This window comes from Citrobacter amalonaticus, assembly GCF_002918555.1.
GTDB classification, from domain to species: domain Bacteria; phylum Pseudomonadota; class Gammaproteobacteria; order Enterobacterales; family Enterobacteriaceae; genus Citrobacter_C; species Citrobacter_C amalonaticus_A.
On the sequence record NZ_PQMB01000002.1, the window covers coordinates 898,944 to 916,375 of the forward strand.

At 54.5% G+C, this 17,432-nt stretch carries 17 protein-coding genes; 15 read left to right on the forward strand and 2 right to left on the reverse strand.

Going from position 1 to position 17,432, the window contains the following annotated elements:
- Window positions 1-79: 79 nt before the first annotated feature.
- The 4 genes from gltJ to rihA all read left to right on the forward strand — a co-directional run bounded on the left by gltJ (window position 80) and on the right by rihA (window position 3,271).
- Complete coding sequence (gene gltJ, locus C3432_RS09835) at window positions 80-820, forward strand: glutamate/aspartate ABC transporter permease GltJ (protein WP_103776419.1); 741 nt, start codon at window positions 80-82, stop codon at window positions 818-820.
- A complete protein-coding gene (gene gltK, locus C3432_RS09840; RefSeq protein ID WP_103776420.1) occupies window positions 820-1,494 on the forward strand; it encodes a glutamate/aspartate ABC transporter permease GltK in 675 nt (224 codons plus the stop codon). Before gltJ ends, gltK begins: the two co-directional genes overlap by 1 nt.
- Window positions 1,494-2,219 carry a glutamate/aspartate ABC transporter ATP-binding protein GltL gene (gltL, locus tag C3432_RS09845; RefSeq protein WP_103776421.1) on the forward strand — a complete coding sequence of 242 codons (726 nt, stop codon included), beginning with the start codon at window positions 1,494-1,496 and terminating at the stop codon, window positions 2,217-2,219. The genes gltK and gltL overlap by 1 nt, the downstream gene beginning before the upstream one ends.
- Before the next feature lie 116 nt (window positions 2,220-2,335).
- On the forward strand, window positions 2,336-3,271 hold the full coding sequence (rihA, locus tag C3432_RS09850) for a pyrimidine-specific ribonucleoside hydrolase RihA (RefSeq protein ID WP_103776422.1): 936 nt from the start codon (window positions 2,336-2,338) through the stop codon (window positions 3,269-3,271).
- Between the two features lie 120 nt (window positions 3,272-3,391).
- Here the strand turns inward: rihA and C3432_RS09855 are convergent, their stop codons facing one another.
- Entirely contained in the window at window positions 3,392-3,874 is a 483-nt protein-coding gene (locus C3432_RS09855; protein ID WP_103776423.1) for a zinc ribbon-containing protein, read from the reverse strand.
- A 235-nt stretch (window positions 3,875-4,109) separates the two neighbouring features.
- On the opposite strand from C3432_RS09855, the gene leuS reads away from it, so the two are divergent.
- The 4 genes from leuS to nadD are packed head-to-tail and all read left to right on the forward strand — an operon-like array spanning window position 4,110 to window position 8,971.
- Complete coding sequence (gene leuS, locus C3432_RS09860) at window positions 4,110-6,692, forward strand: leucine--tRNA ligase (protein ID WP_103776424.1); 2,583 nt, start codon at window positions 4,110-4,112, stop codon at window positions 6,690-6,692.
- Window positions 6,693-6,706: 14 nt separating this feature from the next.
- Window positions 6,707-7,297: an LPS assembly lipoprotein LptE gene (gene lptE / locus C3432_RS09865; RefSeq protein ID WP_103776425.1), complete on the forward strand. Its 591-nt coding sequence runs from the start codon at window positions 6,707-6,709 to the stop codon at window positions 7,295-7,297.
- The gene (holA, locus tag C3432_RS09870) at window positions 7,297-8,328 is read left to right on the forward strand and encodes a DNA polymerase III subunit delta (RefSeq protein ID WP_103776426.1); all 1,032 of its coding nucleotides are present in this window, start codon (window positions 7,297-7,299) and stop codon (window positions 8,326-8,328) included. The genes lptE and holA overlap by 1 nt, the downstream gene beginning before the upstream one ends.
- A gap of 1 nt (window position 8,329) precedes the next feature.
- A complete protein-coding gene (nadD, locus tag C3432_RS09875) occupies window positions 8,330-8,971 on the forward strand; it encodes a nicotinate-nucleotide adenylyltransferase (RefSeq protein ID WP_103776951.1) in 642 nt (213 codons plus the stop codon).
- On the opposite strand, the gene cobD is transcribed toward nadD, so the two are convergent.
- On the reverse strand, window positions 8,946-10,031 hold the full coding sequence (cobD, locus tag C3432_RS09880; protein ID WP_103776427.1) for a threonine-phosphate decarboxylase CobD: 1,086 nt from the start codon (window positions 10,029-10,031) through the stop codon (window positions 8,946-8,948). The two genes, nadD and cobD, sit on opposite strands and share 26 nt — an antisense overlap.
- A 96-nt stretch (window positions 10,032-10,127) precedes the next feature.
- Here cobD and C3432_RS09885 point away from each other — a divergent pair, with 96 nt between their 5' ends.
- From C3432_RS09885 to dacA, 7 genes are all read left to right on the forward strand, one after another.
- Entirely contained in the window at window positions 10,128-10,739 is a 612-nt protein-coding gene (locus C3432_RS09885; protein ID WP_103776428.1) for an adenosylcobalamin/alpha-ribazole phosphatase, read from the forward strand.
- Window positions 10,740-11,008: 269 nt separating this feature from the next.
- On the forward strand, window positions 11,009-11,326 hold the full coding sequence (rsfS, locus tag C3432_RS09895; protein WP_045441037.1) for a ribosome silencing factor: 318 nt from the start codon (window positions 11,009-11,011) through the stop codon (window positions 11,324-11,326).
- Window positions 11,327-11,329: 3 nt separating this feature from the next.
- Window positions 11,330-11,797, forward strand: coding sequence for a 23S rRNA (pseudouridine(1915)-N(3))-methyltransferase RlmH (gene rlmH, locus C3432_RS09900; protein WP_103776430.1), 468 nt, complete (start codon window positions 11,330-11,332; stop codon window positions 11,795-11,797).
- A gap of 30 nt (window positions 11,798-11,827) precedes the next feature.
- Entirely contained in the window at window positions 11,828-13,729 is a 1,902-nt protein-coding gene (gene mrdA / locus C3432_RS09905) for a peptidoglycan DD-transpeptidase MrdA (RefSeq protein ID WP_103776431.1), read from the forward strand.
- Window positions 13,730-13,731: 2 nt separating this feature from the next.
- A complete protein-coding gene (gene mrdB / locus C3432_RS09910) occupies window positions 13,732-14,844 on the forward strand; it encodes a peptidoglycan glycosyltransferase MrdB (RefSeq protein WP_103776432.1) in 1,113 nt (370 codons plus the stop codon).
- Window positions 14,845-14,854: 10 nt separating this feature from the next.
- Entirely contained in the window at window positions 14,855-15,958 is a 1,104-nt protein-coding gene (rlpA, locus tag C3432_RS09915) for an endolytic peptidoglycan transglycosylase RlpA (protein WP_103776433.1), read from the forward strand.
- A 245-nt stretch (window positions 15,959-16,203) separates the two neighbouring features.
- Window positions 16,204-17,415 (forward strand): D-alanyl-D-alanine carboxypeptidase DacA, encoded by a 1,212-nt coding sequence (gene dacA / locus C3432_RS09925; RefSeq protein WP_103776435.1) that lies wholly within the window; start codon window positions 16,204-16,206, stop codon window positions 17,413-17,415.
- The last annotated feature ends 17 nt before the right edge of the window (window positions 17,416-17,432 follow it).

Below are 17,432 nucleotides of genomic sequence, written 5' to 3' on the forward strand. Positions count from 1 at the left end.
TCAGGCCCGAAAACCGCAAAAAGCGGGGTAACAATCTTCGGGGGTAGCACTGCTACCCTTTTTTTTCTGGAGTAGATTTATGTCAATAGACTGGAACTGGGGGATTTTTTTACAACAAGCCCCGTTCGGCAACACCACCTATCTCGGCTGGCTCTGGAGCGGCTTCCAGGTCACCGTCGCCTTATCCATCACCGCCTGGATTATCGCCTTCCTGGTCGGCTCGATATTCGGCATCCTGCGCACCGTACCTAACCGCTTCCTTTCTGGCATCGGCACGTTGTACGTTGAGCTGTTTCGTAACGTTCCGCTGATCGTGCAGTTCTTTACCTGGTACCTTGTGATACCGGAGTTGCTGCCTGAAAACCTCGGTATGTGGTTCAAGGCTGAACTCGATCCCAACATTCAGTTCTTCCTCTCATCAATGCTCTGCCTGGGCTTGTTCACCGCCGCCCGCGTCTGTGAGCAGGTCCGTGCCGCCATTCAGTCACTGCCTCGCGGACAAAAGAACGCGGCGCTGGCGATGGGGCTGACGCTCCCGCAGGCTTACCGCTATGTGCTGTTGCCTAACGCTTACCGGGTGATTGTGCCACCGATGACCTCGGAGATGATGAACCTGGTAAAGAACTCGGCCATCGCCTCCACTATCGGTCTGGTGGATATGGCTGCCCAGGCGGGAAAACTGCTGGATTACTCGGCGCACGCCTGGGAATCGTTTACCGCCATCACCCTGGCCTACGTATTAATTAACGCCTTCATCATGCTGGTGATGAGTCTGGTGGAACGCAAAATCCGCCTGCCTGGCAATTTGGGAGGCAAATAATGTACGAATTCGACTGGAGTTCAATCGTTCCTTCCATGCCGTATCTGCTGGCAGGACTGGTTATTACGCTGAAAATTACCGTCACGGCGGTGGTCATTGGTATTGTCTGGGGGACGATCCTGGCCGTGATGCGGCTTTCAAGCTTTGCGCCGATCGCCTGGTTTGCCAAAGCCTACGTCAACGTATTCCGCTCCATCCCATTGGTGATGGTGCTGCTGTGGTTCTACCTGATTGTGCCCGGCTTCCTGCAAAACGTGCTGGGGCTGTCGCCAAAAACGGATATTCGTCTGATCTCCGCGATGGTGGCGTTTTCCATGTTTGAAGCGGCGTATTACTCAGAGATTATCCGCGCGGGTATCCAGAGTATCTCCCGCGGGCAGTCCAGCGCCGCGCTGGCGCTGGGGATGACGCACTGGCAGTCAATGAAGCTGATCATTCTGCCGCAGGCGTTTCGCGCGATGGTGCCGCTGCTGCTGACTCAGGGCATAGTGCTGTTCCAGGATACCTCTCTGGTGTATGTATTAAGCCTGGCGGACTTCTTCCGTACCGCCTCCACGATTGGTGAGCGTGACGGTACGCAGGTCGAAATGATCCTGTTTGCCGGTGCCGTCTACTTTGTTATCAGCCTGAGCGCGTCGTTGTTGGTCAGTTATCTGAAGAAAAGGACAGTTTAATGATTACCCTGAAAAACGTTTCTAAATGGTATGGTCACTTTCAGGTGCTGACCGACTGCTCCACGGAAGTCAAAAAAGGCGAAGTGGTGGTGGTTTGCGGCCCTTCCGGTTCCGGTAAATCGACGCTGATAAAAACCGTCAATGGTCTTGAGCCAGTGCAAAAAGGGGAAATCACCGTTAACGGCATCATGGTGAACGACAAGAAAACGGATCTGGCGAAGCTCCGTTCTCGCGTCGGGATGGTGTTTCAGCATTTTGAGCTGTTCCCACACCTGTCAATCATTGAAAACCTGACCCTGGCGCAGGTGAAAGTACTTAAGCGCAATAAGGCCCCTGCTCGCGAGAAAGCGCAAAAACTGCTGGAGCGCGTGGGTCTTGCCGCGCACGCGAATAAATATCCGGCACAGCTTTCCGGTGGCCAGCAGCAGCGTGTGGCGATTGCTCGGGCGCTGTGTATGGATCCGATCGCCATGCTGTTCGATGAACCCACTTCGGCCCTCGATCCGGAAATGATCAACGAGGTGCTGGACGTCATGGTTGAGCTTGCCAATGAAGGAATGACCATGATGGTGGTGACCCACGAGATGGGCTTTGCGCGTAAAGTGGCGAACCGGGTGATCTTTATGGATGAAGGGAAAATTGTCGAAGATTCGCCGAAAGAAGAGTTCTTCGCCAATCCGAAATCCGATCGCGCCAAAGACTTCCTGGCTAAAATCCTGCATTAATCTTTCCGGCGCGCACTTCAGAGTGCGCGCCGTATCACGCTTTCTTGTTTCATTTATCGAATCATTTTCAGGTCGGCGTTACCCTTGCCACAAATCAGTACTCACAAGGAGCAACAATGACACTGCCGATTCTGTTTGATTGCGATCCAGGTCATGACGACGCTATCGCACTTGTTCTCGCCCTCGCCTCCCCTGAACTTGATGTAAAAGCCATCACCTCTTCCGCTGGTAACCAGACGCCCGACAAAACGCTGCGTAACGTGCTACGCATGTTGACGCTGCTGAACCGACCGGATATTCCTGTCGCCGGTGGAGCAGTAAAACCGCTGATGCGCAAGCTTATCATTGCCGACAATGTCCACGGCGAGAGCGGGCTGGACGGCCCGGCGCTGCCAGAGCCGTCCTTTGCTCCGCAAGCCTGTACTGCCGTTGAGCTGATGGCAAAGACCCTGCGTGAGAGCCCGGAGCCGGTCACCATTGTCTCCACCGGCCCGCAAACCAATGTTGCTTTGTTACTGAACAGTCATCCGGAACTGCACAACAACATCGCCCGCATTGTGATTATGGGCGGCGCGATGGCTCTGGGGAACTGGACGCCAGCAGCAGAATTCAATATTTATGTCGATCCTGAAGCGGCGGAAATCGTCTTCCAGTCAGGGATTCCGGTCGTAATGGCTGGCCTGGATGTGACGCACAAAGCGCAGATTCACATTGAAGATACCGAGCGCCTGCGCGCAACAGGTAACCCGATTTCGACCATCGTCGCCGAACTGCTGGATTTCTTCTTTGAATACCACAAAGACGAAAAATGGGGCTTCACCGGAGCACCATTACACGATCCATGTACTATCGCCTGGCTGCTGAAACCCGAACTGTTCACGACGGTAGAACGCTGGGTCGGCGTTGAGACGCAAGGAAAATATACCCAGGGGATGACGGTCGTGGATTACTATTCCCTGACCGGCAACAAGCCGAACGCCACCGTGATGGTGGATGTGGATCGTGAAGGGTTTGTCGATCTGCTGGCGGAGCGTCTGAAGTATTACGCGTAATACGTTGCCGAAGGATGACGTCAGGCCGGATAAGGCGCCAGCATCGTCATCAGGCGACATGCCGGATGGTGGCGCAAGCGCCTTATCCGGCCTGTCAATGACCTTCGGCGCGCGCAATAATCAAGGCTCAAACGGCCGACGCTGAAACTGATCGTGACCACATTTCGGGCACAGCGGCAGCACATCCGGCGTGTAGACCGCCAGATGATAATGACACTTCTCACATACCAGGTTGCCCAGGCCGACAACTTCCCCGCTGTGATAGACCCCGTGGTGGCTGAGATCCTGAAAAACTTCCCGCCACTCAAGCTGCGTTTTATCAGTGATGTCCGCCAGCTCCTGCCACAGACTCTCTTTAATCACCCGCATAAAGACGCTGTCGCTCTCTTCTTCAAGACTCTCCTCATAGCTCATGGCGAACTCTTCCAGGTCGCGTCTGACGGCCCGCGTCAGTTCGTCCACCTCGGTTCGCGTTAACTCCCCGGCCTGCAAAACACGCTGACGTGCCTGTTCCACCAGCGCATCAATATCGCGTTCGCCATTGCGCAGACGCTCGCTTAAAGACGCAACCAGTTCACGGTAATATTGAGCAACCTTGTTCATCACTTCGCCTCCTGGGTCGTTAACTGTCTATAATAATAGACGTTATTTGCACCCCGCTTTGCAAGACTGCCCACAGAGTGTGTAAATTAATGCAAGGATTGTTGGCATGGGATTTAGCCGCTGAATGCGCGAAAGGCTGTTTTGACGCGGGCGTTTGGGCTATGCTATGCGGATCTGAAACACCACCCCGAAAGCTACATTTGTAGCAGTACTGAAAACAGGACCACTGGCTGCCATGCAAGAGCAATACCGCCCGGAAGAGATAGAATCCAAAGTACAGCTTCACTGGGATGAGAAGCGCACATTTGAAGTAACCGAAGACGAGAGCAAAGAGAAGTATTACTGCCTGTCTATGCTTCCCTATCCTTCTGGTCGACTACACATGGGCCACGTCCGTAACTACACCATCGGCGACGTGATTGCCCGCTATCAGCGCATGCTGGGCAAAAACGTATTACAGCCAATCGGCTGGGATGCATTCGGTCTGCCGGCGGAAGGTGCAGCGGTCAAAAACAATACCGCCCCCGCGCCGTGGACGTACGACAACATCGCTTACATGAAAAACCAGCTCAAAATGCTGGGCTTCGGCTATGACTGGAGCCGTGAGCTGGCGACCTGCACCCCGGAATATTACCGCTGGGAACAAAAATTCTTCACCGAGCTGTATAAAAAAGGGCTGGTGTATAAGAAAACCTCTGCGGTGAACTGGTGCCCGAACGACCAGACCGTACTGGCGAACGAACAGGTTATTGACGGCTGCTGCTGGCGCTGCGACACCAAAGTCGAGCGTAAAGAGATCCCGCAGTGGTTCATTAAGATCACCGACTATGCCGACGAACTGCTCAACGATCTGGATAAGCTGGATCACTGGCCAGACACCGTAAAAACGATGCAGCGCAACTGGATCGGCCGTTCAGAAGGTGTGGAAATCACTTTCGATGTGAACGGTTACGACAACACGCTGACCGTTTACACCACCCGCCCTGACACCTTTATGGGCGCAACTTACCTGGCGGTTGCCGCGGGCCATCCACTGGCGCAGAAAGCTGCCGCGAACAACCCGGAGCTTGCCGCCTTTATCGACGAATGCCGTAACACCAAAGTGGCCGAAGCCGATATGGCGACCATGGAGAAAAAAGGTGTCGATACCGGCTTTAAAGCAATTCATCCGCTGACCGGCGAAGAGATCCCGGTATGGGCCGCCAACTTCGTGCTGATGGAGTACGGTACCGGCGCAGTAATGGCCGTTCCGGGCCACGATCAGCGCGACTTCGAGTTCGCCACCAAATACGGTTTGACCATCAAGCCGGTTATTCTGGCTGCCGACGGTTCCGCACCGGATCTGTCCGAACAGGCGCTGACTGAAAAAGGTGTGCTGTTTAACTCTGGTGAGTTCGACGGTCTGGCATTCGAAGAAGCATTTAACGCGATTGCCGACAAGCTGGCAGCAAAAGGCGTGGGCGAGCGTAAAGTGAACTACCGTCTGCGTGACTGGGGCGTTTCCCGTCAGCGTTACTGGGGCGCGCCAATCCCAATGGTCACTCTGGAAGACGGCAGCGTACTGCCGACGCCGGAAGATCAACTGCCGGTGATCCTGCCGGAAGATGTGGTGATGGATGGGATCACCAGCCCCATTAAAGCCGATCCGCAGTGGGCGAAAACCACCGTTAACGGCCAGCCTGCCCTGCGCGAAACCGATACCTTTGATACCTTTATGGAATCGTCCTGGTACTACGCGCGCTACACCTGCCCGCAGTACCAGGAAGGAATGCTGGACTCCGAAGCGGCAAACTACTGGCTGCCGGTTGACATCTACATTGGCGGTATCGAACACGCCATCATGCACCTGCTCTACTTCCGCTTCTTCCATAAGCTGATGCGCGACGCAGGCATGGTGAACTCTGACGAACCGGCGAAACAGCTGCTGTGTCAGGGCATGGTGCTGGCTGATGCCTTCTACTATGTGGGCGAAAACGGCGAGCGTAACTGGGTTTCTCCGGTTGATGCTATCGTCGAGCGCGACGAGAAAGGCCGCATCGTGAAGGCGAAAGACGCGGCAGGCCATGAACTGGTGTATACCGGCATGAGCAAGATGTCCAAATCGAAAAACAACGGCATCGATCCGCAGGTGATGGTTGAGCGCTACGGCGCGGATACCGTGCGCCTGTTCATGATGTTCGCCTCTCCGGCTGACATGACGCTGGAATGGCAGGAATCCGGCGTGGAAGGGGCTAACCGCTTCCTGAAACGTGTCTGGAAACTGGTCTATGAACACATCAGCAAAGGTGAGGTTGCCGCGCTGAACGTTGAAGCGTTAAGCGAAGATCAAAAAGCGCTGCGTCGCGACGTGCACAAAACGATTGCTAAAGTCACCGATGATATCGGTCGTCGTCAGACCTTTAACACCGCGATTGCGGCAATTATGGAACTGATGAACAAGCTGGCGAAAGCGCCGCAGGAAAATGAGCAGGACCGCGCTCTGATGCAGGAAGCGCTGCTGGCGGTTGTGCGTATGCTCAACCCGTTCACGCCGCACGTCAGCTTTACCCTGTGGCAGGCGCTGAAAGGCGAAGGCGATATTGATAACGCACCGTGGCCGGTGGCTGATGAAAGCGCTATGGTTGAAGACTCTACGCTGGTTGTCGTTCAGGTTAACGGGAAAGTACGTGGCAAAATCACCGTTCCGGTGGACGCGACTGAAGAGCAGGTTCGTGAACGTGCAGGCCAGGAGCATCTGGTTGCAAAATATCTTGATGGCGTTACCGTACGTAAAGTGATTTACGTTCCGGGTAAACTGCTCAATCTGGTCGTTGGCTAAGCGCGGGAGGAAGCGTGCGATATCTGGCAACATTGTTGTTATCTCTGGCGGTGTTAACCACCGCCGGGTGTGGCTGGCATCTGCGTAATACCACGCAGGTGCCAGCCACTATGAAAACCATGATTCTTGATTCCGGGGATCCGAACGGTCCGTTAAGTCGGGCGGTACGTAATCAGCTACGTCTGAATGATGTCACTCTGCTTGAAAAAGGGTCAATGCGTCAGGACGTTCCGTCTCTGCGCCTTGGTCGCACCACCCTCACGAAAGATACCGCGTCCGTATTCCAGAACGGTCAGACGGCCGAGTATCAGATGGTGATGACAGTCAGTGCTTCGGTGTTGATTCCGGGTCATGACATTTATCCTATCAACGTTAAAGTGTTCCGCTCTTTCTTCGATAACCCGCAGATGGCGCTGGCGAAAGATAACGAGCAGGATATGATTATCAAAGAGATGTACGACCGGGCCGCAGAACAGCTGATTCGTAAGCTGCCAAGCATTCGTGCCGCAGATATACAGTCAACCCGGGAAGAGGCCGCCGCGGATAACTCAGCGGCAGCGTCAGACTCGTCTTCGACTCGCGTTTCCACGACTCTGGGTAACTGATGATTCGGTTGTACCCTGAACAACTCCGCGCGCAGCTCAATGAGGGGTTGCGCGCGGCGTATTTATTATTGGGCAACGATCCGCTCTTGTTGCAGGAAAGCCAGGACGCAATCCGTCAGGTTGCAGCAGGGCAAGGATTCGAAGAACACCACTCTTTTACTATCGATACCAGCACCGACTGGAATTCCCTTTTCTCGTTGTGTCAGGCGATGAGCCTGTTCGCCAGCCGTCAGACACTGCTGCTGCTGCTGCCTGAAAATGGCCCCAATGCGGCAATAAACGAACAGCTCGCAACGCTGGTCAGCCTGCTACATGACGATCTGCTGCTGATGGTGCGTGGTAACAAACTCAGCAAAGCGCAGGAAAACGCCGCATGGTATACCCAACTTGCCGATCGCAGCGTACAGATAAGCTGTCAGACGCCTGAACAGGCGCAGCTCCCGCGCTGGGTCGCAACCCGGGCAAAGCAGAACAATTTGCGGCTGGACGATGCGGCGAATCAACTCCTGTGTTACTGCTATGAGGGCAACCTGCTGGCGTTGGCGCAGGCGCTGGAACGCTTATCTCTGCTGTGGCCGGACGGTAAATTGACGCTGCCTCGCGTAGAGCGGGCCGTCAACGATGCCGCGCACTTTACCCCTTTCCACTGGGTCGACGCGTTGCTGATGGGTAAAAGTAAGCGTGCACTGCATATCCTGCAGCAGCTGCGGCTGGAAGGCAGCGAACCGGTGATCCTTCTACGGACGTTACAGCGCGAACTGCTGCTGCTGGTGAATCTGAAGCGCCAGTCTGTCCATACGCCGCTGCGGACGCTGTTTGATAAGCACCGGGTCTGGCAGAATCGTCGGGGCATGATCGGCGACGCGCTGAACCGCCTCAGTCAGGCGCAGTTACGCCAGTCTGTGCAGCTGCTGACGCGAACAGAAATTACGCTTAAACAGGATTATGGTCAGTCCGTCTGGGCCGAGCTAGAAGGGCTTTCACTCCTGCTCTGCCATAAGACGCTGGCGGACGTATTTATTGATGGCTGATATGAAATCTTTGCAAGCTTTGTTTGGTGGCACCTTTGATCCGGTGCATTATGGTCATCTCAAACCGGTTGAAACGCTGGCGAACCTGATTGGCCTTTCACGGGTAATTGTCATGCCCAATAACGTGCCTCCGCATCGCCCGCAGCCAGAAGCCACCAGCGCGCAGCGGAAATATATGCTTGAACTGGCGATTGCCGATAAGCCGCTGTTTGTCCTGGATGAACGCGAGCTGCAACGCGATATGCCTTCCTATACCGCTCAGACGCTGAAAGAGTGGCGTGAAGAACAAGGCCCGGACGTGCCGCTGGCGTTTATCATCGGCCAGGACTCGCTGCTCACCTTCCCAACCTGGCATGACTACGAAACCATTCTCGACAATACGCATCTGATTGTCTGCCGACGCCCGGGATATCCGCTCGAAATGTCACAGCCGCAGTATCAACAGTGGCTTGAACATCATCTGACCCATACACCTGACGATCTGCACACATTACCGGCAGGCAAAATCTATCTGGCGGAAACGCCGTGGTTCAATATCTCCGCCACTATCGTCCGCGAACGTCTAGAGAACGGCGAACCGTGCGATGACCTGATGCCGCAAGCGGTATTGAATTACATTAATCAGCAGGGGTTGTACCGCTAAGCACCCCGGATAATCCTGCCAACAGGCGGTTGTTCTCCTCTTGTCCACGTATCGCCACCCGGTAATAGCGCTCATCCAGCCCGGGGTAATTAGCACAACTGCGAATCAGGATGTGCCGCTCCAGCATCGCCCACTGCAACTCGCGATCGCTGCGTAATAAGAGATAATTTGCCTGGCCGGGGTAGACTTTCAGCCCCGGTAATTCGCTCAGCCGTTGATAAAAACGCCCCCCCTCTTCCTTCAGCCAACGAAAGGTTGCCTCCCGATAAGCGGCATCGTCAAGAACAAGCTCCCCCGCCAGGGCAGCAAATGTGTTAATCGACCAGGGCATCTGCTGTGCCCGCATTCTGGCCACAGCCTGTTCATCACTGTTGACCAGATAGCCCAGACGCAATCCCGGAATGGCGTAAAACTTGGTGAGCGAGCGCAAAACCCAAATATGCGGATTATCTTTGAGCACGGGAATAAACCCAGGCTCGGCAGGAATGAAATCAAGAAACGCTTCATCGAGGATCAGGGCAATTTCGAGCACCCTGCACCGCTGCGCAATGGCCTGGAGTAAATCGCGATCCGGAAGCAAGCCGGTGGGGTTATTCGGCGTACACAGGAACAGGCAGTCCAGATCGGATGTTAAGGCATCAAGGATGGCATCGGTAAGCTGCCAGTCGTCTTCTTCACTTAGCGCAAATTCATGTACCGCACATTCTCCCCACCGTAGCGCCCGGCGGTATTCTGCAAATCCAGGCGTGACCACCATCGCGTGACGCGGCTTAAGCCCTTTAACAAGAGTAAAAATCGCTTCCGTCTCTCCATTTCCGGCGAGGATCCACGCCGCTGGTATCTGATGATGCTGCGCCAGCGCCTGATGAAGGTGGTGGTAATCGACATCGGGATAATGCTCAGCACGCTGCAGATTGTCGATGATGGCGCGTTTCACCAACGCGGGCATACCCAGCGGGTTAATATTCGCGCTAAAATCCAGCAGCTGTTCAGGCGCAATACCTAACCACGCAGCGGCTTCCCGCGTATTGCCGCCGTGCGCGCTTTTCAATAAAGACATGTGCCGCTCCAGAGAAAACCGTTATTTTATAAAAAAAAACCTGCGCAATCAGTGCCTGAATCATGTTTTGCGCGATTACGTCTCAAGAGGAAAAAAATGCGACTCTGGTTAGTTCGTCATGGAGAAACCGAGGCCAACGTTGCCGGGCTGTATAGCGGTCATGCCCCCACGCCGCTCACCGGGCGGGGAATTATACAGGCGCAAACGCTGTGTACGCTGTTACAAAACGTTCCGTTTGATCAGGTACTGTGCAGTGAGCTGGAACGCGCCCGGCATACCGCAAAGCTGGTGCTACAGGGGCGAGACGTGCCCTGGCAGATAAAACCCGAGCTCAACGAAATGTTCTTTGGCGACTGGGAAATGCGCCACCATCGCGATCTGACGCAGGAAGATGCCGAAAATTATGCCGCCTGGTGTGCCGACTGGCAGAACGCCGTCCCCACCAACGGTGAAGGATTTCAGGACTTCTCGCAGCGCGTCGAACGCTTTGTTACGCAGCTTACCGATTACCGGCAGCACCAGAATCTACTGGTGGTGAGTCATCAGGGCGTGTTGAGTCTGCTGGTCGCCCGATTGCTCTCCATGCCAGCCGCTGCCATGTGGCATTTTCGCGTTGAGCAAGGCTGCTGGAGCGCCATTGATTTTTGTGAAGATTTTGCCACGCTGAAGGTCTTAAACAGCCGGGCTATCTGGCAGCCAGGACAGTGAAACTTCTGTTTTTTTTCGTCAGGGAGGCTCCGGCCATTGACACCCCCTGACAGGCTGTTATTCTCCGCAGCCAGACTTTTCCTGCCATCCAGAGCATTGCAGAAATTGTTTTACAAAAATGGCGATGCATTCTGTGGCGCGGGATGGGATGATAGCCCACTTTCAACAGTCGGTTCGACGACATTTGTCCCGATATCGCCTCTGATTCAGGTATACTGGCAGGCCTTTTTATCTATCGTTAGATTCGTTCATGCACCCAGGGGGAAAACTTGCAGGGTAAAGCACTCCAGGATTTTGTTATCGACAAAATTGATGACCTTAAAGGTCAGGACATCATTGCCTTAGACGTTCAGGGCAAATCCAGTATCACCGACTGTATGATTATTTGTACCGGAACCTCCAGCCGACACGTCATGTCTATTGCTGACCATGTGGTTCAGGAGTCTCGTGCAGCAGGTCTGTTGCCGCTTGGCGTCGAAGGCGAGAACGTCGCAGACTGGATCGTTGTTGACCTGGGTGATGTGATTGTCCACGTCATGCAGGAAGAGAGCCGTCGCCTGTACGAACTGGAAAAACTCTGGAGTTAATGCGTGAAGCTGCAACTTGTCGCCGTAGGAACGAAAATGCCCGACTGGGTGCAGACCGGTTTTACGGAGTACCTGCGGCGTTTTCCCAAAGATATGCCCTTTGAGCTGATTGAAATTCCTGCGGGCAAGCGCGGCAAGAACGCGGACATTAAACGCATTCTCGACAAAGAGGGTGAACAGATGCTGGCTGCCGCAGGCAAAAACCGCATTGTCACCCTTGATATTCCGGGCAAACCCTGGGATACACCGCAGCTGGCGAGCGAACTGGAGCGCTGGAAACTGGACGGTCGTGACGTCAGCCTGTTGATTGGCGGACCGGAAGGGTTATCCCCGGCCTGCAAAGCGGCAGCGGAACAAAGCTGGTCCCTCTCAGCGCTGACCCTCCCCCACCCGCTGGTTCGGGTGCTGGTCGCAGAGAGTTTATACCGGGCGTGGAGCATAACCACCAATCACCCTTATCACCGTGAGTGATCATTGAGTCTTGAATAGATTAAGCAGCGGATGAAACGACAGAATTCTTTTCGCGACTATACGGCTGAGTCTGCGCTGTTTGTGCGCCGGGCGCTGGTTGCTTTTTTGGGTATTTTACTGCTGACCGGCGTGCTAATTGCCAACCTGTATAATCTGCAGATCGTCCGTTTTACCGATTACCAGACCCGCTCAAACGAAAACCGCATCAAGCTGGTGCCTATTGCACCCAGCCGCGGAATTATCTATGACCGTAACGGGATCCCTCTCGCCCTGAACCGTACCATCTACCAGATTGAAATGATGCCGGAGAAGGTGGATAACGTTCAGCAAACGCTGGATGCATTGCGTAGCGTGGTGGATTTGACCGACGACGATATTGCCGGATTCAAAAAAGAGCGCGCCCGTTCTCACCGCTTTACCTCCATTCCTGTCAAAACCAACCTGACTGAAGTACAGGTGGCGCGCTTTGCCGTAAACCAGTACCGTTTTCCGGGTGTGGAAGTCAAAGGCTACAAACGCCGTTATTATCCCTATGGCTCTGCCCTGACCCACGTCATTGGCTACGTATCGAAGATTAACGATAAAGACGTCGAGCGCCTGGATAAAGATGGCAAGCTAGTTAACTACGCCGCTACCCATGATATCGGCAAGCTGGGGATCGAGCGCTATTACGAAGAGGTACTGCACGGGCAGACCGGTTATGAAGAGGTTGAAGTCAACAACCGCGGTCGCGTGATCCGTCAGCTCAAAGAGGTGCCGCCGCAGGCCGGACACGACATCTACCTTACGCTGGATTTAAAACTCCAGCAGTATATTGAAACGCTGCTGGCAGGCAGTCGCGCCGCCGTTGTGGTGACCGATCCCCGTACCGGCGGCGTGCTGGCGCTGGTCTCCATGCCAAGCTACGACCCGAATCTGTTCGTCGATGGCATTTCCAGCAAAGATTATTCCGGCTTGCTCAACGATCCGAATACGCCGCTGGTTAACCGCGCAACGCAGGGGATTTATCCGCCTGCATCGACGGTTAAACCCTACGTTGCCGTCTCGGCCTTGAGCGCCGGAGTTATCACCCGCAATACCAGTCTGTTTGACCCCGGCTGGTGGCAGCTTCCTGGTTCAGAAAAACGTTACCGTGACTGGAAAAAATGGGGCCATGGCCATCTGAACATCACCAAATCACTGGAAGAGTCCGCGGATACCTTCTTCTACCAGGTCGCCTACGATATGGGGATCGACCGTCTCTCCGAGTGGATGGAGAAATTCGGCTATGGTCATTATACCGGCATCGACCTGGCAGAAGAGCGCTCAGGTAACATGCCAACGCGTGAGTGGAAGCAGAAACGCTTTAAAAAACCCTGGTACCAGGGCGATACCATTCCGGTGGGGATTGGCCAGGGTTACTGGACGGCAACGCCAATTCAGATGAATAAGGCGCTGATGACCCTGATTAACGACGGCGTGGTGAAAGTGCCGCATCTGCTGATGAGTACCGCAGAAGACGGTAAGCAGGTGCCCTGGGTACAGCCGCACGAGCCTCCGGTCGGTGATATTCATTCCGGTTACTGGGAGCTGGCCAAAGACGGCATGTACGGCGTGGCAAATCGCGCTAACGGTACTGCGCATAAATATTTTGCCAGCGCACCCTACAAAATCGCCGCGAAATCCGGTACTGCACAGGTCTTTGGTCTGAAAGCCAACGAGACTTACAACGCACACAAAATTGCCGAACGCCTGCGTGACCATAAGCTGATGACAGCATTCGCACCGTATAACAATCCTCAGATTGCTGTCGCGATGATTCTGGAAAATGGTGGATCGGGCCCGGCAGTCGGTACGCTGATGCGCCAGATCCTTGACCACATTATGTTGGGCGACAACAACACCAGTCTGCCAGCTGAAAACCCTGCGGTCGCAGCGGCGGAGGACCAATAAACATGACGGATAATCCGAACAAAAAAACATTCTGGGATAAGATCCATATCGATCCCACCATGTTGCTTATCTTACTGGCTCTTCTGGTCTACAGCTCAATGGTTATCTGGAGCGCCAGCGGCCAGGACATCGGCATGATGGAGCGTAAAATCGGTCAGATTGCCATGGGTCTGGTGTTCATGGTGGTGATGGCGCAGATCCCGCCTCGCGTATACGAAGGCTGGGCGCCTTACCTCTATATTTTTTGTATTATCCTGTTAGTGGCGGTTGATGCTTTCGGGGCCATCTCCAAAGGGGCGCAGCGCTGGCTCGATCTGGGCATCGTGCGTTTCCAGCCCTCTGAAATCGCCAAAATCGCGGTGCCGCTGATGGTCGCACGCTTTATCAACCGTGACGTCTGCCCGCCGTCACTGAAGAACACCGCTATCGCCCTGGTGCTGATTTTCATGCCTACGCTGCTGGTCGCCGCACAGCCGGATCTCGGAACCTCTATCCTGGTGGCGCTCTCCGGCCTGTTCGTGCTGTTCCTGTCGGGTTTGAGCTGGCGCCTTATCGGCGTTGCTGTGGTGCTGGTGGCGGCGTTTATCCCGATACTGTGGTTCTTCCTGATGCACGATTACCAGCGTCAGCGCGTCATGATGCTGCTCGATCCGGAAACCGATCCGCTGGGAGCGGGTTATCACATCATTCAGTCGAAAATTGCCATTGGCTCCGGTGGCCTGAGTGGTAAAGGCTGGCTGCACGGAACCCAGTCGCAGCTGGAGTTTTTACCCGAACGCCACACCGACTTTATCTTCGCCGTACTGGCTGAAGAACTGGGTCTGGTAGGCATACTTGTCCTGCTCGCACTCTACATTCTGCTGATTATGCGCGGTCTGTGGATTGCCGCCCGGGCGCAAACCACCTTTGGCCGCGTGATGGCCGGTGGCTTAATGTTGATATTATTCGTTTATGTCTTCGTAAATATTGGTATGGTGAGTGGTATTCTGCCGGTAGTAGGCGTTCCATTACCGCTGGTCAGTTACGGAGGCTCCGCACTGATAGTGCTGATGGCCGGGTTCGGGATTGTGATGTCGATCCACACCCACAGAAAAATGTTGTCGAAAAGCGTGTAAGGGGTGCGCAATGCGTAAGCAGTGGCTCGGAATCTGCATCGCGGCAGGAATGCTCGCGGCGTGTTCAAATGATGATGGTCAGCAACGGACGACCGTCGCACCGCAGCCTGCGGTGTGTAATGGTCCGATCGTTGAAATCAGCGGGGCGGACCCACGCTTCGAACCTCTTAACGCAACGGCAAATCAGGATTACCAGCGCGATGGTAAGAGTTACAAAATTGTCCAGGATCCCTCTCGTTTCAGTCAGGCCGGTCTGGCGGCAATTTATGATGCCGAACCGGGCAGCAATCTGACGGCGTCAGGTGAGGCGTTTGACCCTATGCAGCTCACCGCAGCGCATCCAACGCTGCCGATCCCCAGCTACGTGCGGGTAACCAACCTCGCCAACGGTCGAATGATCGTGGTGCGGATTAACGATCGTGGCCCCTATGGCAGCGATCGCGTGATTTCGCTTTCGCGTGCTGCGGCCGATCGTCTGAATACGTCAAACAACACCAAAGTGCGCATTGACCCGATTATCGTTGCCCAGGATGGTACGCTGTCCGGTCCGGGAATGGCGTGTACAACCGTTGCTAAGCAAACTTATGCCCTGCCTGCACGTCCTGATTTAAGCGGTGGAATGGGCAGCGTTTCCTCCCCGGCAGAACCCATGCAGCCACAGGAAGATATCCGTGCCATCAGCAATTCAACGCTGAAGAGCGAGGATAGCGCAGGTGCGCCAGTTAACAGCAGCGGCTTCCTCGGCGCCCCAACAACGTTAGCTCCGGGCGTACTGGAAGGCAGTGAGCCGACCCCGGCACCACAACCCACTGTCGCAACGGCTCCCGTAACGGCTCCGTCCACAGCATCAAACGCCGCAGTGACGCCTGCTGCCGCAACGACCGCCAGCGGGGACTACGTGGTGCAGGTTGGCGCCGTCAGCGATCGGACGCGGGCACAGCAGTATCAGCAACGTTTAGGCCAGCAATTTGGCGTTCCCGGACGCGTAACGCAGAACGGTGCTATCTGGCGTATTCAGCTCGGACCTTTCGCCAGCAAAGCAGAAGCCAGTGCGCTGCAGCAGCGTTTGCAGTCTGAAGCACAGTTACAGTCCTTCATTACTGGCGCGCAATAACGTAAAACAGGCATCATATCAACGCTAAATAATTCGCGTTGCGGGAAGGCGGCCCCGAAGGGGCAAGGCTCAGAGTCAGGCCTGCTAACAAAGCCCTCCCCGCAATCTGAACTATGACGAGTGTAATTGTCAGCTTCTGTAAATGACATTAACAAAGTCATGCGGAAAGTCAGATGCCTGCAGGTAATGCGTTTGCTATAGTAGGGCACTTTTTTAATTCCATCACGGACGTCGTAGTTCAGACCATGAAGACCACTTTTTCCGCTCGTATCATGCAGCGCATGGCGCTCACCACGGCTCTTTGTGCAGCCTTTATCTCCGCTGCGCACGCCGATGACCTGAATATCAAAACCATGATCCCGGGTGTTCCGCAGATCGATGCGGAGTCCTATATCCTGATCGACTATAACTCCGGCAAAGTGCTGGCAGAACAAAACGCGGACGTGCGCCGCGATCCTGCCAGCCTGACTAAAATGATGACCAGCTACGTCATCGGTCAGGCCATGAAGGCAGGTAAGTTTAAAGAAACCGATCTGGTCACGGTGGGTAACGACGCCTGGGCTACCGGCAATCCGGTATTTAAGGGCTCGTCGCTGATGTTCCTCAAGCCAGGTATGCAGGTTCCGGTTTCCCAGCTGATCCGTGGTATTAACCTGCAATCTGGCAACGATGCCTGCGTGGCAATGGCCGATTTTGCCGCCGGTAGCCAGGATGCTTTTGTCGGGCTGATGAACAGCTATGTAAACGCGTTGGGGCTGAAAAATACCCACTTCCAGACCGTGCATGGCCTGGATGCCGACGGTCAGTACAGCTCCGCGCGTGACATGGCGCTGATTGGTCAGGCGTTGATTCGCGACGTACCGAATGAATACTCCATTTACAAAGAAAAAGAGTTCACCTTTAACGGCATTCGCCAGTTAAACCGTAACGGACTGTTGTGGGACAACAGCCTTAACGTGGATGGCATCAAAACAGGCCATACTGACAAAGCAGGCTATAACCTCGTCGCCTCCGCTACCGAAGGTCAAATGCGCCTGATCTCCGCCGTGATGGGTGGACGTACTTACAAAGGCCGCGAGACGGAAAGCAAAAAGCTGCTGACCTGGGGCTTCCGCTTCTTTGAAACGGTTAATCCACTGAAAGTTGGTAAAGAGTTTGCGTCTGAGCCTGCGTGGTTCGGTGATACCGATCGCGCTTCGCTGGGGGTGGATAAAGATGTCTACCTCACAATCCCGCGTGGCCGAATGAAAGACCTGAAAGCCAGCTATGTGCTTAATGCCACTGAGCTGCACGCCCCGCTTCAGAAAAATCAGGTTGTCGGTACCATCAACTTCCAGCTGGATGGCAAAACCATTGAGCAGCGCCCATTAGTGGTGCTACAGGAAATTCCTGAAGGTAACTTCTTCGGTAAAATCATTGATTACATTAAGTTAATGTTCCATCACTGGTTTGGTTAAAAATTAAACACTTGAAA